The 17,138-nt window shown below is 55.7% G+C and carries 17 protein-coding genes and 1 other annotated feature; of the genes, 6 read left to right on the top strand and 11 right to left on the bottom strand.

The window, feature by feature from the left end; translation table 11 throughout:
• Positions 1–20: 20 nt before the first annotated feature.
• Positions 21–242: a YuzB family protein gene (locus D7M11_RS06840; RefSeq protein WP_120746431.1), complete on the top strand. Its 222-nt coding sequence runs from the start codon at positions 21–23 to the stop codon at positions 240–242.
• Positions 243–313: 71 nt separating this feature from the next.
• Here the strand turns inward: D7M11_RS06840 and D7M11_RS06835 are convergent, their stop codons facing one another.
• Entirely contained in the window at positions 314–550 is a 237-nt protein-coding gene (locus D7M11_RS06835; protein ID WP_120746430.1) for a hypothetical protein, read from the bottom strand.
• A 150-nt stretch (positions 551–700) separates the two neighbouring features.
• Here D7M11_RS06835 and D7M11_RS06830 point away from each other — a divergent pair, with 150 nt between their 5' ends.
• Entirely contained in the window at positions 701–1,843 is a 1,143-nt protein-coding gene (locus D7M11_RS06830; RefSeq protein WP_120746429.1) for a glycine-rich domain-containing protein, read from the top strand.
• A gap of 105 nt (positions 1,844–1,948) precedes the next feature.
• Here D7M11_RS06830 and D7M11_RS06825 read toward each other — a convergent pair whose 3' ends face one another.
• Complete coding sequence (locus tag D7M11_RS06825) at positions 1,949–2,149, bottom strand: YezD family protein (RefSeq protein WP_120746428.1); 201 nt, start codon at positions 2,147–2,149, stop codon at positions 1,949–1,951.
• Between the two features lie 177 nt (positions 2,150–2,326).
• On the opposite strand from D7M11_RS06825, the gene D7M11_RS06820 reads away from it, so the two are divergent.
• Genes D7M11_RS06820 through D7M11_RS06810 form a run of 3 tightly spaced genes read left to right on the top strand, consistent with a single transcriptional unit; the run spans position 2,327 to position 5,898 of the window.
• Positions 2,327–3,406 (top strand): nucleotidyltransferase domain-containing protein, encoded by a 1,080-nt coding sequence (locus tag D7M11_RS06820; RefSeq protein ID WP_120746427.1) that lies wholly within the window; start codon positions 2,327–2,329, stop codon positions 3,404–3,406.
• Complete coding sequence (locus tag D7M11_RS06815; RefSeq protein ID WP_158606488.1) at positions 3,403–4,782, top strand: aminoglycoside phosphotransferase family protein; 1,380 nt, start codon at positions 3,403–3,405, stop codon at positions 4,780–4,782. Before D7M11_RS06820 ends, D7M11_RS06815 begins: the two co-directional genes overlap by 4 nt.
• Before the next feature lie 42 nt (positions 4,783–4,824).
• Positions 4,825–5,898 carry an alpha/beta hydrolase family protein gene (locus D7M11_RS06810; RefSeq protein ID WP_120746425.1) on the top strand — a complete coding sequence of 358 codons (1,074 nt, stop codon included), beginning with the start codon at positions 4,825–4,827 and terminating at the stop codon, positions 5,896–5,898.
• Positions 5,899–5,972: 74 nt separating this feature from the next.
• On the opposite strand, the gene D7M11_RS06805 is transcribed toward D7M11_RS06810, so the two are convergent.
• Both D7M11_RS06805 and D7M11_RS06800 read right to left on the bottom strand, forming a co-directional pair.
• On the bottom strand, positions 5,973–6,452 hold the full coding sequence (locus tag D7M11_RS06805; protein ID WP_120746424.1) for a DUF6530 family protein: 480 nt from the start codon (positions 6,450–6,452) through the stop codon (positions 5,973–5,975).
• Positions 6,453–6,579: 127 nt separating this feature from the next.
• Positions 6,580–8,253, bottom strand: a complete 1,674-nt coding sequence (locus D7M11_RS06800) for a glutamine--tRNA ligase/YqeY domain fusion protein (RefSeq protein WP_120746423.1) — start codon at positions 8,251–8,253, stop codon at positions 6,580–6,582.
• 80 nt (positions 8,254–8,333) lie between these two features.
• Positions 8,334–8,587: a binding site (T-box leader), on the bottom strand.
• A gap of 139 nt (positions 8,588–8,726) precedes the next feature.
• Between D7M11_RS06800 and D7M11_RS06795 the strand changes: the two genes are divergently transcribed.
• The gene (locus D7M11_RS06795; protein WP_158606487.1) at positions 8,727–10,016 is read left to right on the top strand and encodes a TolB-like translocation protein; all 1,290 of its coding nucleotides are present in this window, start codon (positions 8,727–8,729) and stop codon (positions 10,014–10,016) included.
• A 20-nt stretch (positions 10,017–10,036) separates the two neighbouring features.
• On the opposite strand, the gene D7M11_RS06790 is transcribed toward D7M11_RS06795, so the two are convergent.
• The 7 genes from D7M11_RS06790 to D7M11_RS06760 form a co-directional block, all read right to left on the bottom strand.
• On the bottom strand, positions 10,037–10,234 hold the full coding sequence (locus D7M11_RS06790) for a YezD family protein (protein WP_120746421.1): 198 nt from the start codon (positions 10,232–10,234) through the stop codon (positions 10,037–10,039).
• A 203-nt stretch (positions 10,235–10,437) separates the two neighbouring features.
• Positions 10,438–11,496, bottom strand: coding sequence for a sulfate/molybdate ABC transporter ATP-binding protein (locus tag D7M11_RS06785; protein WP_120746420.1), 1,059 nt, complete (start codon positions 11,494–11,496; stop codon positions 10,438–10,440).
• 77 nt (positions 11,497–11,573) lie between these two features.
• On the bottom strand, positions 11,574–12,485 hold the full coding sequence (cysW, locus tag D7M11_RS06780) for a sulfate ABC transporter permease subunit CysW (RefSeq protein WP_120746419.1): 912 nt from the start codon (positions 12,483–12,485) through the stop codon (positions 11,574–11,576).
• Positions 12,486–12,497: 12 nt separating this feature from the next.
• Positions 12,498–13,358, bottom strand: a complete 861-nt coding sequence (gene cysT / locus D7M11_RS06775; RefSeq protein WP_120746706.1) for a sulfate ABC transporter permease subunit CysT — start codon at positions 13,356–13,358, stop codon at positions 12,498–12,500.
• A gap of 206 nt (positions 13,359–13,564) precedes the next feature.
• Positions 13,565–14,629: a sulfate ABC transporter substrate-binding protein gene (locus tag D7M11_RS06770; protein ID WP_120746418.1), complete on the bottom strand. Its 1,065-nt coding sequence runs from the start codon at positions 14,627–14,629 to the stop codon at positions 13,565–13,567.
• A 485-nt stretch (positions 14,630–15,114) separates the two neighbouring features.
• Positions 15,115–15,897, bottom strand: coding sequence for a carbohydrate ABC transporter permease (locus D7M11_RS06765; protein ID WP_240041006.1), 783 nt, complete (start codon positions 15,895–15,897; stop codon positions 15,115–15,117).
• Between the two features lie 144 nt (positions 15,898–16,041).
• Positions 16,042–16,938 (bottom strand): carbohydrate ABC transporter permease, encoded by an 897-nt coding sequence (locus D7M11_RS06760; protein ID WP_120746416.1) that lies wholly within the window; start codon positions 16,936–16,938, stop codon positions 16,042–16,044.
• Positions 16,939–17,138: the final 200 nt, after the last annotated feature.

Below are 17,138 nucleotides of genomic sequence, written 5' to 3'. Positions count from 1 at the left end.
CAAAGAAGAAGGATCGGATCATGGCCAACGATATTCGCATATGCGACAAATGCAAACATATGAAAGTGAAGACGATGCTGCCCAAGCTGCAAAAGCTGGCTCCGGGCGCTGACGTCAAGGTCGGCTGCAAATCGTACTGCGGTCCGTGCGCGCGGGCGGCGTTCGTCTTCGTAAACGGGCGCTACATTACGGCGCCGACCGAGGACGAGGCAGTCGAAAAGGCCGGTAAATTTATAAAATAAAAGCGGAGACGGTCCTGTTGTCGGCAGGACCGTTTTTCTTCTCCCGGGAGAAAGCTCAGACAGGCCCGCGTTCAGCCGCGGCCCGGTTTTGTTGGGGGCATTCCCGGCCGTCTGCGCGCGGGCGGCTTGCGGCGCAGCTTCAGGAGGTAAGCGCCGTTCAGCAGACCGGCGATTCCTCCAATCACGAGCAGCGCGAGCAGCCACGGCTCGTCCTTCTCATAGAGCAGAACAAGCGCGCAGGCGAAGGCAAATGCAACCGCGATGACAAGCTCGGCGATGACGAGAATAACGATTCGTTTGCTGCGCATGAAAAGCCTCCAAGCGGGGTTATGGCGAATATGTAGTTTTATCATACCAGAAAAAGACGTTACCGGGTACATCGCGCCCCCCTCGCATGATATAGTGGTTGTATAGGGGTGTACTTACATATAGAAGGTCCGGAAGGAGAGTGGATAAAGTTGGAAGGAATCGTAATTGCTATCGTTATTGTAGTTCTTGTTGCGGTAGTTCTAAGTGTCGTGTCGGCCAAAAGGAAAAAATCGCCGGGTATGCCTGGCCATGCGGAAGGAATAGCGCGGAAAGCGGCGCCCCCGCAGACGGAGACGGAACGTATGTATCGGCCGGGCCCGATACCGGACCAGCTCGGACTTGCGGCGGACATACCGCTCGACGAAACGGCGAGACAGCTGGAGCTCGCATTTGCGGAAAACTTCGGCGATATGCTGAAACGCCGCGTACTCGGCAAATATGCGCGGATGAGCGAGGCCGAATACGAGTGGAAGCTGCTTGAGCTCAAACGGTATTTGCTGATGAATACGGTTTTGAAGCAGGTGCCAATGTTCAGTCCCGAAGTAGACGATATATGGCACGAGATGCTTATGTTTACCCGCGAATACGAGCGGTTTTGCCAGCACTGGAACGGGCGGACGATTCATCACGCCCCGCACGGTGAGCCGGTGTCGATGCAAGGGGAACGGGCCTGGTTCGACTGGGTGTACAGCCATCTGTTCGCTCAGACGCCGTATAGCGGGCGCATATGGCGCGGATTTTTCCGTTATCCGCTGGACCGCGAAAAGCTCGATATGCTGGGATGGGAGTCTGAGGAGAGGATCGCCGCGGCGCTGTTCCACGCGCGGGCGGCGGAGTACAATCCCGAAGTGGAGGAGACGATCGCGCTGCTCATCCACATGGCGAAGGAGCAGATCACCCGCGCGGGTGCGGCAGCGGACAGCTCCGGGATGACGGCAAACCGCTCCTCCGTGACGTCCTCGATGTCAGGGGCGGCAGGCGGAGTCGCTTTCGGGGCGCTGGCGTCGTCGATGCTGATGTTTTCCGTTCTCGATCCCGAGCGTTATACGCAGCAGATGGAGGAAATCATGCCGGAGGAGGAGAAGCGGAACAACGCTTCTTGCGGCAGTTCTTCCTGCACGGCGACCCTAATCGCGGACGATTCCTTGGGCCGGGACGGAGGCGGCACCAGTGACGGAGGGGACTCCGGGGATTCCTCCTCGGATTCTTCCTCCTCCGACTCTTCGTCCTCGGGCGATTCGGGTTCCTCGTCCTGCAGCTCTTCGTCGGGCTGCGGAGGCGGCGGAGATTAAGCGGAGGTTAAAAAGGCAAGCCCGTCCGTTCCTTTATTGGAACAGGCGGGCTTTTTTGCGGCGAACAGGGTTCAAGCTGTACTGCGCCTTGGAGCGGCGTGCCAGCTACCCTCGCTTTTGGAGCGTGCCGGAGGGATTGCGGACCGGACTGAGGGCAGGGGTGTCGAACCTTTTCCGCTCGGTGCGCTCGATTTGTACGATTTTGCCGGCATGTACGATAATATTCACATTGCCGTATTCCATTCCTTTGACGGTGTCCAATATTCGCTTGGTCCACGTTTCGTCAAGCTGAACCCCATTGCCCATTCGCAATGCCTCCATTCAAGCTGTCATCTTCAATACTCATTATTCCTATTAATTTACTATGAATACTATGAAGGGATCGTAACATCCCCGCCGCATCCTGTCAATCGGATTTAAGACCCCCATACAAAATGAATATAGCGAATCATTCCTTTTCCTTGCGCAGCTGGTACGGATAAGATGGGAGTTGAGAAATCGGATATCGTACGGGAAAACGGGGGAGCGGACATGAACGAGATCGATTATTTGGCCGATTGGAAAGCCATTCTGGAACGGAGAGCGCTGCAGACGGTGGAAACGTTTCGCCGCAGCGAGGGCGTAAAGGCGCTTATTCTCGGGGGCAGCCTCGGACGCGGGGAGCCGTGGCCATTATCGGACATCGATATCATCCCGATCTACGAGCCGGGACGGGAGCTCACCGCGAACGAGCGAATTAAGCAGCTCAGGGCAGAGCTGATCGAGGAGTGGGAGCGGGAAGGCTGGCGTACCGCGCTCGATGTAGGAACGCTCTATTGGTCCGCAGATCTGGCTGCCGATGTCGTGAACGTGGACAGTACCGTCTTCGAGGGCTTGTTCGACAATTTGTCCGTGTATCATAGCCTGGACAAAGCGTACCTGGGACAAGCGGTTTACGATCCGGAAAGGATCGGCGCTGATCTGCTGGAATGGATTCGGCGGAATCGGTTCGCTCCGGAAGTGACAGCGTTAAGACGGAGTAAGCTTAGGAGACGCTTTGAAATAAGTCTGCTGGAGCTTGACGAGGCGATTGAGAACCGGCTATGGGCGAAAGCGGCGTATTACGGCCATGAAGCTATCGAGCTATTGCGGACGTATGTGCTGGAAAGCTGGGGGGATCGCGACAACTCGTTCGCCCGTCTCGGGACGAGATTCGAACGGCTTGCGGAGCTTCGCGGTTGCCGGGATCTGGCCGAACGGTTCCATACGCTCAAAAAGCTGGACGACAGTTCTGTCCTGGAGCGAATACAGCGTTCGCCGGAGTGGGTCCGGGAGAGGCACAGGCTGTCGTATGCGTCCAGACGGATGATTGGAGAAGACGTGAGCGAAATTCAGGACGCCCGCGATGTGCTGCGGGTGTTCGGGCGGTATGAGCTGAGAAGCGTCATGAACGGGGCGGAGACAGGCGATACGGAATGGCTTGCCATTCCCCGGGACGCGGATGAGTTCGCCGTATGGCGGGAGCGGATGGTGCAGCTCGGAGGGTCGATATTTTCGCTGGAGAAGGGAGGGGAGCCGAGATGACGGCGTCCAAGCCGCTATACTTTTTGCTCGCGCGCGATAACGGAACCCGCGTCTTTATGACGCCTGTCGATGGGGTTATGCGCATCCCTGTTTATGAATTCGGAGTTGCCGAGCAGATTGGCTTCGATAATCCGGCTCCGTACTTGTACTGGTTCGAACAGCGGTATGCGATTCCGGTATTCAGAACGTATATGCTGGAGTCGGCGGCGGCGGATATCACCATAATGGTGCTGGAAGCTGCATGTGGCAGCGATGATGATGCCCCCGATGACGCGTGGATTCCGTATTTGGCCGCGGCGGCTGCGTATCCGGAGCATTCGCAGCTGCGGGACGTGCTGTTGCATTTGCCGGACCATTACCGCAGCAGCCGGGTGATGCCCTGGGTGGAAACGGGGTTTCGACCCTATTTGGAACGTTTGATCGGCTTTACGGCGGAAACGCCGATCCGTGACCGGGATAAGGGTACCGAGATCGAGCAACTGAAAAATGCTTATGTATCCTCGGTATTCCGCTGCAGGGCGGATGGAGCCGATCGCTATTTGAAAATAAGCGCTTCCATTTTCGTCCGCGAACTGGAAATAACGAAGGTGCTGCGAGAGTGGAACATGGCACCGCTTCCGGTCTGGGTTGCGGCCGATTCGGACAGCGGCAGCGTGCTGATGGAAGATATGGGGGGATGCGACCTGCCGGCTCACGCGGACAAGGAGCAGCTTGCCGAGATCGTGCGGGAATACGCCCGGATTCAGCTCGCCTCCATCCAGCGCATAACGCCGCAGCTTTCGTATCCGTTTCGTTTGCATCGAACCTCCCAGCTTGCCGAATTGGCGGAGTCGGTTAGCGAAACGGCGGCTTTGCTGCTTGGGGACTCCCCGTATCGGCTGACGGCGGAGGAGCTTGAGAAGCTGGCTGGTAGCATGCCGTACTGGCGGAGCATGTGCGAACGTATCGCTTCTTCTGCAATACCCGACTGCTTGAATCATGCCGACCTGAGGCCGGGCAATATTCGTTTTACCGATCAGGGCATCCTGTTTTTCGACTGGGCATGGTCGGACATTTCCCATCCGTTTTTCGGCCTTTCCGCATTTCTGAACGTGATACGGAGGACGGTGAGCGATTCGGATCGGGCTTATGTGCGGGATGCGTATTTGCAGCAGTGGAGCCGCTACGGGACGGCTGAAAGCTTAGCGGAGCTTTATAGCCTCGTTGATGAGACGAGGAACTTGTATTTCGCCATCGGAGACAGTGTGTGGCTGCGAGAAATCAGAGAAGCGCTGAAGTGGCGCGTCCCTCCCTTTGGCTCGCCGGACGCATGGACGCTCGAACGGCGGCAATATTACTACGCGCGGGTGATCCGTAAACTGATTCGCACCCTATGAAGGAACTATCAGAACGGATATCCAGGAAGGAGGAAACAGATTGTGAGAATCGGCCGAACGGTTAGAGAAGTAATAGATGCAGGCAGAGACAATCCGTTCGCAAATGACGGCACGAAACGGCGCTTCATGATCAGCGTTTATTATCCTTCCGGCGACACGGATCAAGGGGCTAGGAAACTCGTGTATCCCGAGTTGTTCCATCCGGGCGAGGAGACTGCGATTCGTTTTTTCGAACAGTCGGGTGCGGATTTGGCTGCCTTAAATGCGTTAAGAACGAATGTGTACCATAATCTCAACCTGCCGGAGGACGCCAGACGGTTTCCTGTCATTATACACGCTCCCGCTTTCGGCGTCGAAAGGGATATGTACTGGTTTCACGTCTCGAAGCTCGTTGCTCGCGGGTTTATTGTGGTAACCGTCGGAGCGACGTATGAATCCGTATTTACTGTTTTTCCGGAAGGCGCCTATGTGAAGCAATTGAAGCCTCTTGCCGAGCTGACAAGCGACGATTCCGTCGAATGGGAACGGCTGCTGACGATCAGAGCCGATGATATTCGTTACGTGCTAGACCTGTTGCCCAAACTTGACGAAACAGATGAGCTGCTCCGCAATCGGCTTGATACGCAGAGAATCGGCTTGATCGGCCATTCACTCGGCGGTGCGGCCGTTTATCGGGTGATACAGCGGGATTCGCGTCCGAAGGCGGCCGTTCTGCTAGACCCGAGTCTTCATCTTTTCGGTACGGACAGGCAGCCGATAAACACGCCGGTTCTATTGATGCGGCAGCAATCGTCGACCTATGAGCTGGTGATCCTGGACGGTTGGAAGGAGCGGCTCGCACGCGAAACGAGGGACGGTCAACAGTTTTTGGCGAACGTCTTGAAGGGATACCGATCGTTTGTAAAAGTATGCGGAGCCCATCATTTGACGTTTAGCGATGTGCCTCTCCACTTAGGCGAGTCTGATGTGGCAGTGAAGCATCAGGCCATTACGGAGGCGGCTTCCTCGTTTTTCGAGGAATTTGTGTGTGGGCAAGGCGGCCGGTATACCGAGGGGAAAAACGAGGAGTTTTCCGGCATTTGCGAGATTGGATCGGATGGAAATCCGCTGGGCTAGAAGCCGTGCTTCAGTTGAAAAACATAAATAAGAGCCCGCAGTAGGGCTCTTATTCAGGTTGTAAGCCTCAGGGTTTAATACCCCATCTCTTTCAAAATCCGCGATAACGTGCGCAGACGCTCCCCATTCAGCTCATCGTCGTTGCTTAACGCCTGACTAAACAGCTTGATATCTTCGTTGATTTTCTCGTTTTCGGTGCAGACGGCGACGGTTAGGGCGTCCCCTTGCAATCCGACCCGATCGATGACGGGATTGGCGGGATCGTATAAATGCTCGTATCTGTACGCCTCGCGAAAATGGGCCATGGAGCGGCAGATCAGGATCGCGAGATCAAGCACGCGATGCAGGGGCAGCTCCTCCGACTGCCGGGACCATTTTTCTCCGGTATGTCTCCATACTTTGGCCGAAATGTCGACCTTGCCGCGATCGTTCCACTGAGCCAGGCCGAGCGAAAGGCCTTTGGCGTCGGTATTCATCGCGCTTCGCCCGTCGATGCGTTCGTAATGCTCCGAGACGATCACCGGCTTATGCTTGAGCGTTGTTGGTATGTTCATAAAGTTTCCTCACTTTGGATGGGATAATAATTTATCAAATTACTAGCGGACTGATTTTATAAACGAATACTTCGATCATAATTCAGCGGTCTCTCCAAGTCAAACCGATAGGGAGGAGGGAGGCGCGTTACGTCGTCCGTTTGCGCCACGAATCTTTTAACAGTACGATCCGGTTAAAGACGAGCTTCTCGTCCGTGGAAAGCTTGCTGTCCGCGCAAAAATAGCCATGGCGGAAAAACTGTACCTTTTGTTCCGGCTTTAGCGTTCCCGCAAACGCCTCGAGCAGGCAATCGTATACGACGACGAGCGAGTCGGGATTGATCGAGCCGCTCCAGTCGCCGTCTTCGTCCGAGGGCACGTCCTGATGCAGCAAGAGCGGCTCATACAAAAATACGTCGGCCCGCACCGCGTGCGCTGCGGATACCCAGTGAATCGTGCCCTTCACCTTGCGCCCCGTAAAGCCGCTGCCGCTTTTCGTCAGCGGGTCGTACGTGCAGCGAAGCTCCGTAATTTCGCCGGTGTCCGGGTCCTTGACCGCTTCTTCGCAGCGGATAAAGTACGCTCCCTTAAGCCGGACTTCCTTTCCCGGCGCCAACCGGTGAAAATCGCCGGGGGGTTGCTCCATATAATCGTCGCGCTCGATGTAGATCGTTTTCGAGAACGGGACTTCCCGTTTCCCGAGCGCTTCGTTCTCGCTGTTGTTCTCAATCGGCAGCAGCTCGACCGTATCGTCCGGATAGTTCGTAATGACGACCTTGAGCGGACGGAGCACCGCCATGACGCTTGCCGTTTTCGCTTTAAGATCCTGCCTCAGCGAATGCTCCAGCATCGCAATATCTACGGTTGCCTGGGTCCGAATGCCGCCGATGTCCGCTATGAAGCTGCGGATGCTTTCCGGCGTGAAGCCTCTTCTCCGCAGCCCGCGTATGGTCGGCAGCCTCGGATCGTCCCAGCCGTCCACATAACCGCCCGCCACCAGCTCCCGCAAAAAACGTTTGCTCGTCACGACTCCCGTCAAGTTTAACCGGCCAAACTCCCGCTGACGCGGAGGTTCTTCAAGCTCCAGCTCCCGGAGCACCCATTCGTACAGCGGGCGGTGATCTTTAAATTCGATCGAACACAGCGAATACGTAATGCCTTCGATCGCGTCCTGGATCGGATGAGCGAAGTCGTACATCGGGTAGATGCACCAGTCGCTGCCCGTTCTGTAATGCTCCGCATGAATGATCCGGTACAGGACCGGGTCCCGCATATTCATATTCGGCGAGCTCATGTCGATTTTGGCGCGGAGCACTTTGGAGGCGGTCGGAAAGTCGCCGTTTTTCATTTTCCCGAACAGCTCCAGGTTTTCCTCTACGGACCGGTCCCGGTACGGGCTGTTCGTTCCCGGCTCCGTTAGCGTTCCGCGATAGGAGGTCATTTGCTCCGGCGACAAGTAGCATACGTACGCTTTACCGCGCTCGATCAGCTTGATGGCCGCGTTATAATTCGTCTCCGAATAGTCCGATCCGTAGAAGATGCACTCCCCTGGATCGTACCCGAGCCATTTCAGGTCCTCGATAATCGCGTTCACATATTCAATATCTTCCTTCAGCGGATTCGTATCGTCAAAACGCAGGTGAAAGGCGCCGCCGTACTTGTGCGCCAGCATATAATTCGTGTGGATCGCATAGGCGCTTCCGATATGCAGATAGCCGTTCGGTTCGGGTGGGAATCGGGTGCACATAGGTCTGCCGAACGGGTTCGCCTCCAGTTCCTTGGCGATTAGATCGTATAAAAAATGGTCATTCGTTATTTCCATAGTTGGCTCCTCCTAATGAGCGTGATGAGTGTTCGCGTTTGAAATGCAAATAAAAAAAATTTCACCTCCAAGACGTTGGTCTTGGGGACGAAATTTTCGCGGTGCCACCCCAGCTTCATTAATATGTCGCCATATTAATCTCTTCAAGTACGGCATTCCTACGAATGCTTATACTCTAGCCCTGTAACGGGAGCACCCGTCATGCCATCGCTCGTGAAAGGTCCGACATGCCGCTCGGAGGCTTGTTTCGAGGAAACGTTCCCGGCTCCTTTTCAGCTGCCGGAGCTCTCTGTGCGGGATCGTTTTCCTGTACTCTTCTCGTCATAACGCTTGATTGATCTTATAGCAAAAGGATAACAAAAGAACCGCCGGATGTAAATTGCAGCGGGGCTCGGAGAAATGCGGAAAAACATGCATAACGGATGGGCGATTGGAAAATAATACATGGTGTGGCTATTCGGAGGGGGAATCTTATGTTTATGCAGAGGATGATCGGGGCGCTGCTGGCCGTGGTGCTGTGCGCCTTGACGGCTTCTGGCGGCTATGCGGAACCTGCTCCGGCTGAGGCGTGGCAGGCGGCTTTCGTTCGCGGCGGCGAGTTGTGGCTGAAGAGAAGCGGAGCGGATGAGCGGCAAATTACGAAGGGCGGCCACGTGCGGGCGCCCAAATGGTCGGCCGACGGCCGATTCATCGCGTTCGCGGGCGGCGAGGATGGAACGGATATTTCGGTGTATGCGCTGGATAGCGACAGAACGTTTCCGGTATACAGCGGAGGGACTTTTTACGAGTGGGCGCCGGACCGCAATACGCTCGCCTTCGCGATCGATACGATCCTGAATGTGGCGGAAGTCGGCCCCCAAGGCATTCAGCCGTTCCAAAATGTGACCGGAGGCGTCGGCAATTATTCGTGGCTGCAAAACGGAAAAGGCTTCCTCGTCTCTTCTTTGGCGGAGCTGCTGCCGGACGGCTGGTCCCGAGTCGAGCTGTTCAAGGTACCGGTCGATGCAGGGATGGACCCGGCAAAGGCAAAAAAGCTGTTTACGCTTCCTGCACAGTCGGATCGCTTTTTTGCCGTAGGCACGAGCAGCTTCAAATGGTCGCCGGACGGAAAGTGGATCTCGTTTCTCGCTGTTCCGACGGCATCGCTATCGGCCGACGCCGATACGCTGTGCGTGCTGTCCGCCGATGGCAAGACGTTCCGGACGGTTGCGACGATGATTCGCAGAAACGAATGGCAAAGGTGGGCGCCTTCGCAAAACCTGCTCGGGTATATCGAAGGGGAAGGGCGGTTCGCCATCCAGAACAAACGGCTTCAGGTTAAGGAATTTCCCGTCATTCGCCGGGTTCCTTATACGCCGAAAGGGTACGCCGATCGGGACTTCGTCTGGGAGAACGACCGGTTCATCGTTGTATCCCGATCGAAGGAGGCCGAATGGTCGAACGAACCGGCTGCGCGGCCGCTGCCTGCCTTGACTCGCGTCGATATCGGCAGCAATGAAACGAGGCAATTGTCGAACCCGCCAGCGCGTAACGGCGATTTCGATCCGGTGTATTTACCGCGAAGCGGGAAGCTGGCTTGGGTGCGTACCGACCGTGAGCATGCGTCCGCATGGATGGCGGATGCCGGATCTACAGGCGGCACAGGCGCGGGGGCGGCAGGCGGCTTTGGGAAGCCGGTCATTGAGGGGCTTGACGTAGCCGCCTCGTATTACGAAGCGTTTAACTGGGAAGAGGTCATCGCCTGGTATGAGCCGGGGCGATGACCTCGCTTGTTTTGCACACCTTATATCGTTTTCCTTCGCTGCTGAGGCTGTTCGTTTTGATTGCGCAGGGGAGTGTCGAACCGTTTCCGCTCGGTCCGTTCGATTTGCACGATTTTGCCGTCGTGTACGATAATTTGCACGCTGCCATACTCCAGACCGGCCACGCTGCTTAGGATGCGTTCCGCCCACGTGTCGTCCAAGTTCACCGAGTTGCTCATTCGTATCCCTCCCTTATGTTCCCCAAAAAGTGAAGCGAAGCGTTGTAGCATATTCCGAGTACTTTTCGGGGAGCCCCGAAAAAGAACCCCAAAAAGTGAAGCGAAGCGTTGTAGCTTATTCCTGTTACTTTTCGGGGAGCCCCGAAAAAAGAACCCCAAAAAGTGAAGTGAAGCGTTGTAGCATATTCCGAGTACTTTTTGCCTTAAATATTAACCGGCATCGGGTCGGTTTTCATGCCGTTTTCGACGATACGCGACTGTTTGTCGTTAAACAGGATCAGCCGGTGGATGAGCACCTGGACTTTGTCCCCGGCCTTAAGCGGCGTCTTCTCCAGAGAACGGTAGGCGGATACCGATTGCGAGCCAATCTGCGCCTCGATCTGCCAGCTGTTGCCGCGGAAAAAGACGTCGCGCACGAAGCCGACTTCCGCCGCCAGCGGCGTTGAAATTTCGCCGTAAGCTCCGATCTCTACAAATTCCGGTCGAATTATCGCTTTCGCGTCCGGCAGCTCGTCTTCGAAGCCTTTCAAGCTCGCCGGATGATCCAGCCGGCTCGATTCGCCGATAAACCCGGCGACAAACGGCGTAAGCGGGTTTTTGTATATATCGATCGGGGTCCCTTTCTGCTCGAGTCTCCCGCCGTTTACGATCATAATTTCGTCGGCGACCTCAACGGCCTCATCCTGATCGTGCGTGACGAATATCGTGGTGATGCCGATTCGCTCGATCGTCGCCCGCAGCCAGGAACGCAGCTCCTTGCGCACCTTGGCGTCGATCGCCGCGAACGGCTCGTCGAGCAGCAGCAGATGAGGCTCGGGGGCGAGGGCGCGCGCAAAGGCGACGCGCTGGCGCTGCCCGCCGGACAACTGATTCGGATAACGCTTCTCGAGGCCGTTCAGGCCGGTCAGCTCGATCAGCTCGGACACGCGGGCTTGAATTTCGCGCTTCGATCGTTTCTGAATCGTAAGACCGAAGGCGATATTGTCATAAACGGTCATATGGCGAAACAATGCATAGCTTTGAAACACGAAGCCGATGCCCCTGCGCTGGGCGGGCACGTTGTTAACCAACTTGCCGTCGATGTAAATTTCGCCCGAATCCGGCGTCTCCAGTCCCGCCAGCATGCGGAGAATCGTCGTTTTGCCGCCGCCGCTCGGGCCGAGCAGTCCGATCAGCCGCCCTTTTTCGATGCCGAAGCTTACGCGGTCGGAGGCGGTGTAACCGCCGAACGTTTTGACGAGCTGCTTCACTTCCAAATACATGGCTTTGTTCCCTCCTTGTAATCAACCCAAAAGCGAAGCCGTGTGTTATAGCTGAACGGGCAGGTCGTACAGGCATCTTACTCGCCCGAGACCGTTTGAACGGCCGGTTGGACGGCAGCCTGATGCTGCTTCCGTTCGACTATGCTTTTCACGATCAAGGTGACGAGCGCGAGCAGCACGAGCAGCGAGGCGACCGCGAACGAAGCGGCAAACTGGTATTCGTTGTACAAAATTTCGACGTGCAGCGGCATCGTGTTCGTTTCGCCGCGTATATGTCCGGAAACGACGGAGACCGCTCCGAACTCGCCCATCGCGCGGGCGTTACAGAGGATAATGCCGTACAGCAGCCCCCACTTGATATTCGGCAGCGTCACCCGCCAAAATACGGTCCAGCCGCCGGCGCCGAGGCTGACGGCCGCTTCCTCTTCCTGACTGCCCTGCGCCTGCATGAGCGGAATCAGCTCGCGGGCGACGAACGGAAACGTGACGAACATCGTGGCGATGACGATACCGGGCAGGGCGAATATGATCGGTACGCCGTGCTCGATGAGATAAGGCCCGAACCACCCTTGAGCCCCGAACAGGAGTACGAAGATGAGCCCGGAGATGACCGGGGAAATGGCGAACGGCAAATCGATCAGCGTCGTCAGCAGCTGTTTGCCGCGAAAACTGAACTTGGCGATCGCCCAGGCGGCCGCTACGCCGAACAGCGTATTGAGCGGAACGGCTATGATGGCGGTAATGAGCGTCAGCCGGATGGCGGACAGCGCTTCCTTCTCGGTTATGGCGGCGAAGTACACTTCGGCGCCTTTCTTGAACGCTTGGGTAAACACGGTAATAAGCGGCAATATGAGCACCAGCCCGATGAACAGCAGTGCGATGGCGATAAGCAGCCATTTGACGCCGGCCGATTCGCTCGTTACGGCGGGCATAGGGCGAGGGCCGGCCGATGGCGGCATGGATGTGCGTGCTGTGACGGTTCCTGCCATGAATCTTCCTCCTTATGCGCCGATCGTGCGCCGGCTTGCGCGCCATTGCAGCAGATTGATGACGAACAGCAGGACGAACGAGATGATCAGCATAAGCAAAGCGATCGTCGTGGCCCCGGTGTAGTCGTATTGCTCCAGCTTCGTACGGATCAGCAGCGGAGCGATCTCGGTCTTCATCGGCATATTGCCGGAGATGAAGACGACGGAGCCGTATTCGCCGAGGCCGCGGGCGAAAGCGAGCGCGAAGCCGGTCAGCAGCGAAGGCAGCACGGCCGGAAAAATAACGCGGCGAAACGTGCGCCAGCGAGAGGCGCCGAGCGAGGCCGCCGCTTCCTCCACGTCCTTCTCCAAATCCTCCAGCACCGGCTGGATCGTCCGCACGACGAACGGCAGGCCGATGAACAGCAGCGCAATCGTAATGCCGAGCGGCGAGTAAGCCGTTTTGATGTCGAACTTGGCGAAAAAGCTGCCGAGCAGTCCGTTTTGCGAGTAAATCGCGGTCAGTGCGATACCGGCGACTGCGGTCGGGAGTGCGAACGGCAGATCGACCAGCCCGTCGATGAGCCGTTTGCCCGGAAAGTTGTAACGGACGAGCACCCAGGCTACGATGAGGCCGAATACGGCATTCACGACTGCGGCGACTAATGAGGTCATCATGCTGACCTCGATGGAAGCGATGACGCGCGGGTCGGTCGCCGTCTCCCAAAACTTGCTCCAGCTTTGCTGCGTCGATTTCAGAATGATACCAGCGAGCGGGAACAACACGACGAGACTGAGGTACGTGATCGTAAAGCCCATCGACAAGCCGAAGCCCGGCAGGACGGAACGTCTTTTGCGGCTTTTGCCGCGTTTATTGCTCTCGGGGTTCCCCATCGTCGTTTGTTCCGCTGTTGTCCCGAGGGACGTTTGCGGTTCGCGGGGGGTATTGGAGGAAGCCATCGGCTCAGGTCACTCCTGTCACCTTTAATAGGATGATCGTGCTTGGGCGTTTTTCGAACTATTCGCCGCCTTGCAGACAAAGCTCCGAGAGGGCAGAGCCCTATCTGCGTGGCAGTGGTGCTTGTTTCCGGAAAGCCGCTTTATTTGCTCGGTTTGTAAATTTGGTCGAACGTGCCGCCGTCGGCAAAATGAGTGGTTTGCGCCTTTTGCCAGCCGCCGAAATTTTTATCGATCGTCAGCAGCTCGATTTTTGGAAACTGCTTCTCATACTTTTTGGCAACCGATTCGAGACGGGGACGATAAAAGTTTTGGGCCGCGATTTCCTGGCCTTCCTCGGTGTAAAGATACTCGAGATAAGCTTGCGCGACTTCGCGCGTGCCTTTTTTGTCGGCGACCTTGTCGACGACGGAAACCGGAGGCTCTGCCAAAATGCTCAGCGATGGAACGACAATCTCGAATTTGCCTTCGCCGAATTCCTTAAGCGACAGGAACGCTTCGTTCTCCCAGGCAAGCAGCACGTCGCCGATGCCGCGTTCGACGAATGTAGTGGTCGAGCCGCGTGCGCCGGAATCGAGAACCGGCACGTTTTTGAACAGCTTCGTCACGAAATCTTTGGCGGCGGTTTCGTCGTTGTTGTTATGCTTCAGCGCGTAACCCCAAGCGGCCAAGTAGTTCCAGCGCGCGCCGCCCGATGTTTTCGGATTCGGGGTGATGACGCTGACCCCCGGCTTGATCAGATCGTTCCAGTCTTTGATTCCTTTCGGATTGCCTTTGCGGACGAGGAACACGATCGTGGACGTATAAGGCGAGCTGTTGTCCTTCAGGCGCTTTTGCCAATCGGCGTTAATCAGTCCCTTCTCCTGGATGGCATCGATGTCATAGGCGAGCGCGAGTGTTACGACATCGGCCTGGATGCCGTCGATGACCGAGCGTCCTTGGCTGCCGGAGCCGCCGTGCGACTGCTTAATCGTCACTTTTTGATTGGCTTTCGTTTCCCAATATTTAGCGAATGCTTTGTTGTAGGCTTCGTATAATTCGCGAGTAGGATCGTAGGAGACGTTGAGCAGCTCCACGGGAGGTTTTGCTGCGGCTCCCCCGGCGGGGGCGGCGGATTTATCGGTGCCGGATGCGGCTCCTCCTCCGCAAGCGGTAACGCCCATAAGCAGGATGGCGGATAAGACGGACAGCAGGATCGGTTTTTTCATGCGATGTAAACTCCCTTTTTTTAGTTTGTGTTCGAAAGTCTCCGGCTGTCCGGTTGACCAATTAATCCTATGAGCATAGTTGGTATTATGTTGAGTGCAATGGTAACACCGCTGGTGAAAGCTGTCAATACAGCTGAAACATTATGTTATTTTGGTTGAAAGTCGGGTTGTGGACGACCGTTTTTCCAGAAGTTTCAGGGAACTAGGGCTGGATTTCCGCGAGATTCCTGTCACCTTCCGTTCATAATGAACTTTTTGCAAGTCGATAAGAAAAAGTAATAAATGGGCGAGAGCTGCTCGTTCCTGCGAATCCGATTCGCAAGATTGCCGTTTTTCGATGTTTACAATATGTGAGAAACAGCCGTTTGGTGCTTTTCCGGTTCCTTTTGGACAGCTTGGCCATCTTGGCGGCAAATTGCGGACAGACAGCGAAAACAGCCCCCGCGAGAGCGAGGGCTGGCTTGAATGCTTGTATGAAAACCGTATTATCCTTTGAGCGAACCGGCCGTCATCTGCATAAACGATTTGTTGGCAAAAATGTAAACGATGAGTATGGGCAGGATCGACAGACAGGCGCCGGCCATCATATAGTGCGTTTGCGCTGCCGCAGAAGCGCCGTAGCGCAAGTTGGACAAGCCTACCGTGAGCGGCTGCAATTTCGGCTGGCTCATCGTGAACACAAGCGGCATAATGTATTCATTCCAGGCGGCACGGAACGTAAACAGCGCCGAAACCCCCAGACCCGGCCCAAGCAAAGGCAGGATGATCCGCCAATACGTGCCCAGCATCGAGCTGCCGTCGATTTTGGCGGCCTCGTCCAGCTCCCGCGGGATGGCCCTGACGAAGCTATACAGGATAAAGTAAGTGGCTGCGTGGGCGCTGACCAGCAAAATAACGACGCCCCACAGCGAAGTTTGCAAGTGCAGTGTGACCATGATTCGGAATTGCGGATGCAGCACCAGCGGACCGACAGAGATAAACATCGTGGCCGCTTGAATGAAAATATACGTCCGTCTGCCCACGAATCGCAGCCGATCCACCCCATAGGCTGCCATCGAAGCGACGAGCAGCGTTCCCACTGTCGTGCCTATACTGATAAACAAGCTGTTCCACGTATAACGGGAAAAATTGGCCGTCTTCCATGCCTCCACATAGTTGGAGAAGTGCCAAGTCTTCGGCAGTATGGTAGCGCCGGCGGTCAACTCGGCGTTCGATTTGAACGAACCGAGGATCGCCACGAGCACCGGAAATAGCGTGAGAAACGCCATGACCAGCAAAAAGATCCATAAAAAGATCGTTCCGGGACGTAGAAAGACGGGAAGGACGCCGCTCGAAGCGCTCGGCTTGGGCTTTCCCGCAGTTGCTTGCTGCATGATCCATTCCTCCAAGAAAAAAACGGTAGATAAACGGGATTACATTTGATTTAATTTTCTGGACAAATAAAAGTACAAGGCTGTCACGCCGCCGACGATGACCGCCGTCACGAAACCGACCGCGCTGCCATAGCCGATTTGCTGCTCCAGCACACTGCTGGCCGATGGCGTCGGGAACAGGAGACGATACAGGTACAGAAACATGACTTCGGTTTTGCCAATCGGCCCGCCGTCGGTCAGCACCATGATGCTTTCATAGCTTTTGAGCGAGTTGATGATCGCCAGCATGATGACCATCTGCAGCACCGGACCGAGCATCGGCACCGTGATATACCAAAACTTTTGCCAAACGCCCGCGCCATCCAAATCCGCGCTTTCATGAACCTCATGCGGAATGTTCTGCAAACCGGCGATGAACAAAATCATATAGTTGCCGACCGCTCCCCATACCGCGATGAGAATGACCGTCAGCATGGCGTATTTCGGACCGAGCCATTCAATGCCTTTGTCGGTGATGCCGAGCTTGATTAGAAACTGGTTCAAAACCCCATTGTACGAGTTGAATATGATGAAAAACACAACGGAAATGACCGCAGAGCTGATAATCGTCGGCAAGAAGTAAATCGCCCGCAAAAGCTGTCGCCCTTTGATCGCACGATTAAGGATGACCGCTAGCAAGAGCGCCAGCGGCAGCGTTAGAATCAGCTTCCCGCCCGCATAAACGAATGTTTGGACGACGGAATTCCACAGCAAATGATCCGTCCATAAGGTGCGGAAGTTGTCCAGGCCGATGAAACGCGGCGTTCCGTACCCTTTGTAATCATAAAACATATACCGGAATACCCAGAAGATCGGATAAACCGTAAACACAAGCGTCAAGAGAAGACTGGGCAAGGTGAAGAAAGCACCCGCCGCATTCGTTCTCCATTGTTTCATGGGTCCCACGAACCTTTCCCCGAAAATACGACAAAGGGTCAGAAGCCAATTCTGACCCTACGCCCTGCCGAACTAGGGCGTGTATTCAAACTATCAAAAGGCCCTATAATTTGGTAAACTTCTCACATGAGAAGAAGATACGAGATACGTGACGATCAATGGGAAAAACTGAAAAACCTCTTGCCACTAGAACGGAAGCC

Source organism: Paenibacillus ginsengarvi (assembly GCF_003626695.1).
Taxonomy (GTDB): Bacteria; Bacillota; Bacilli; order Paenibacillales; family NBRC-103111; genus Paenibacillus_AB; species Paenibacillus_AB ginsengarvi.
The sequence above is the reverse complement of the archived record's forward strand: the minus strand, read 5'-3'. Positions and strand labels throughout refer to the sequence as shown.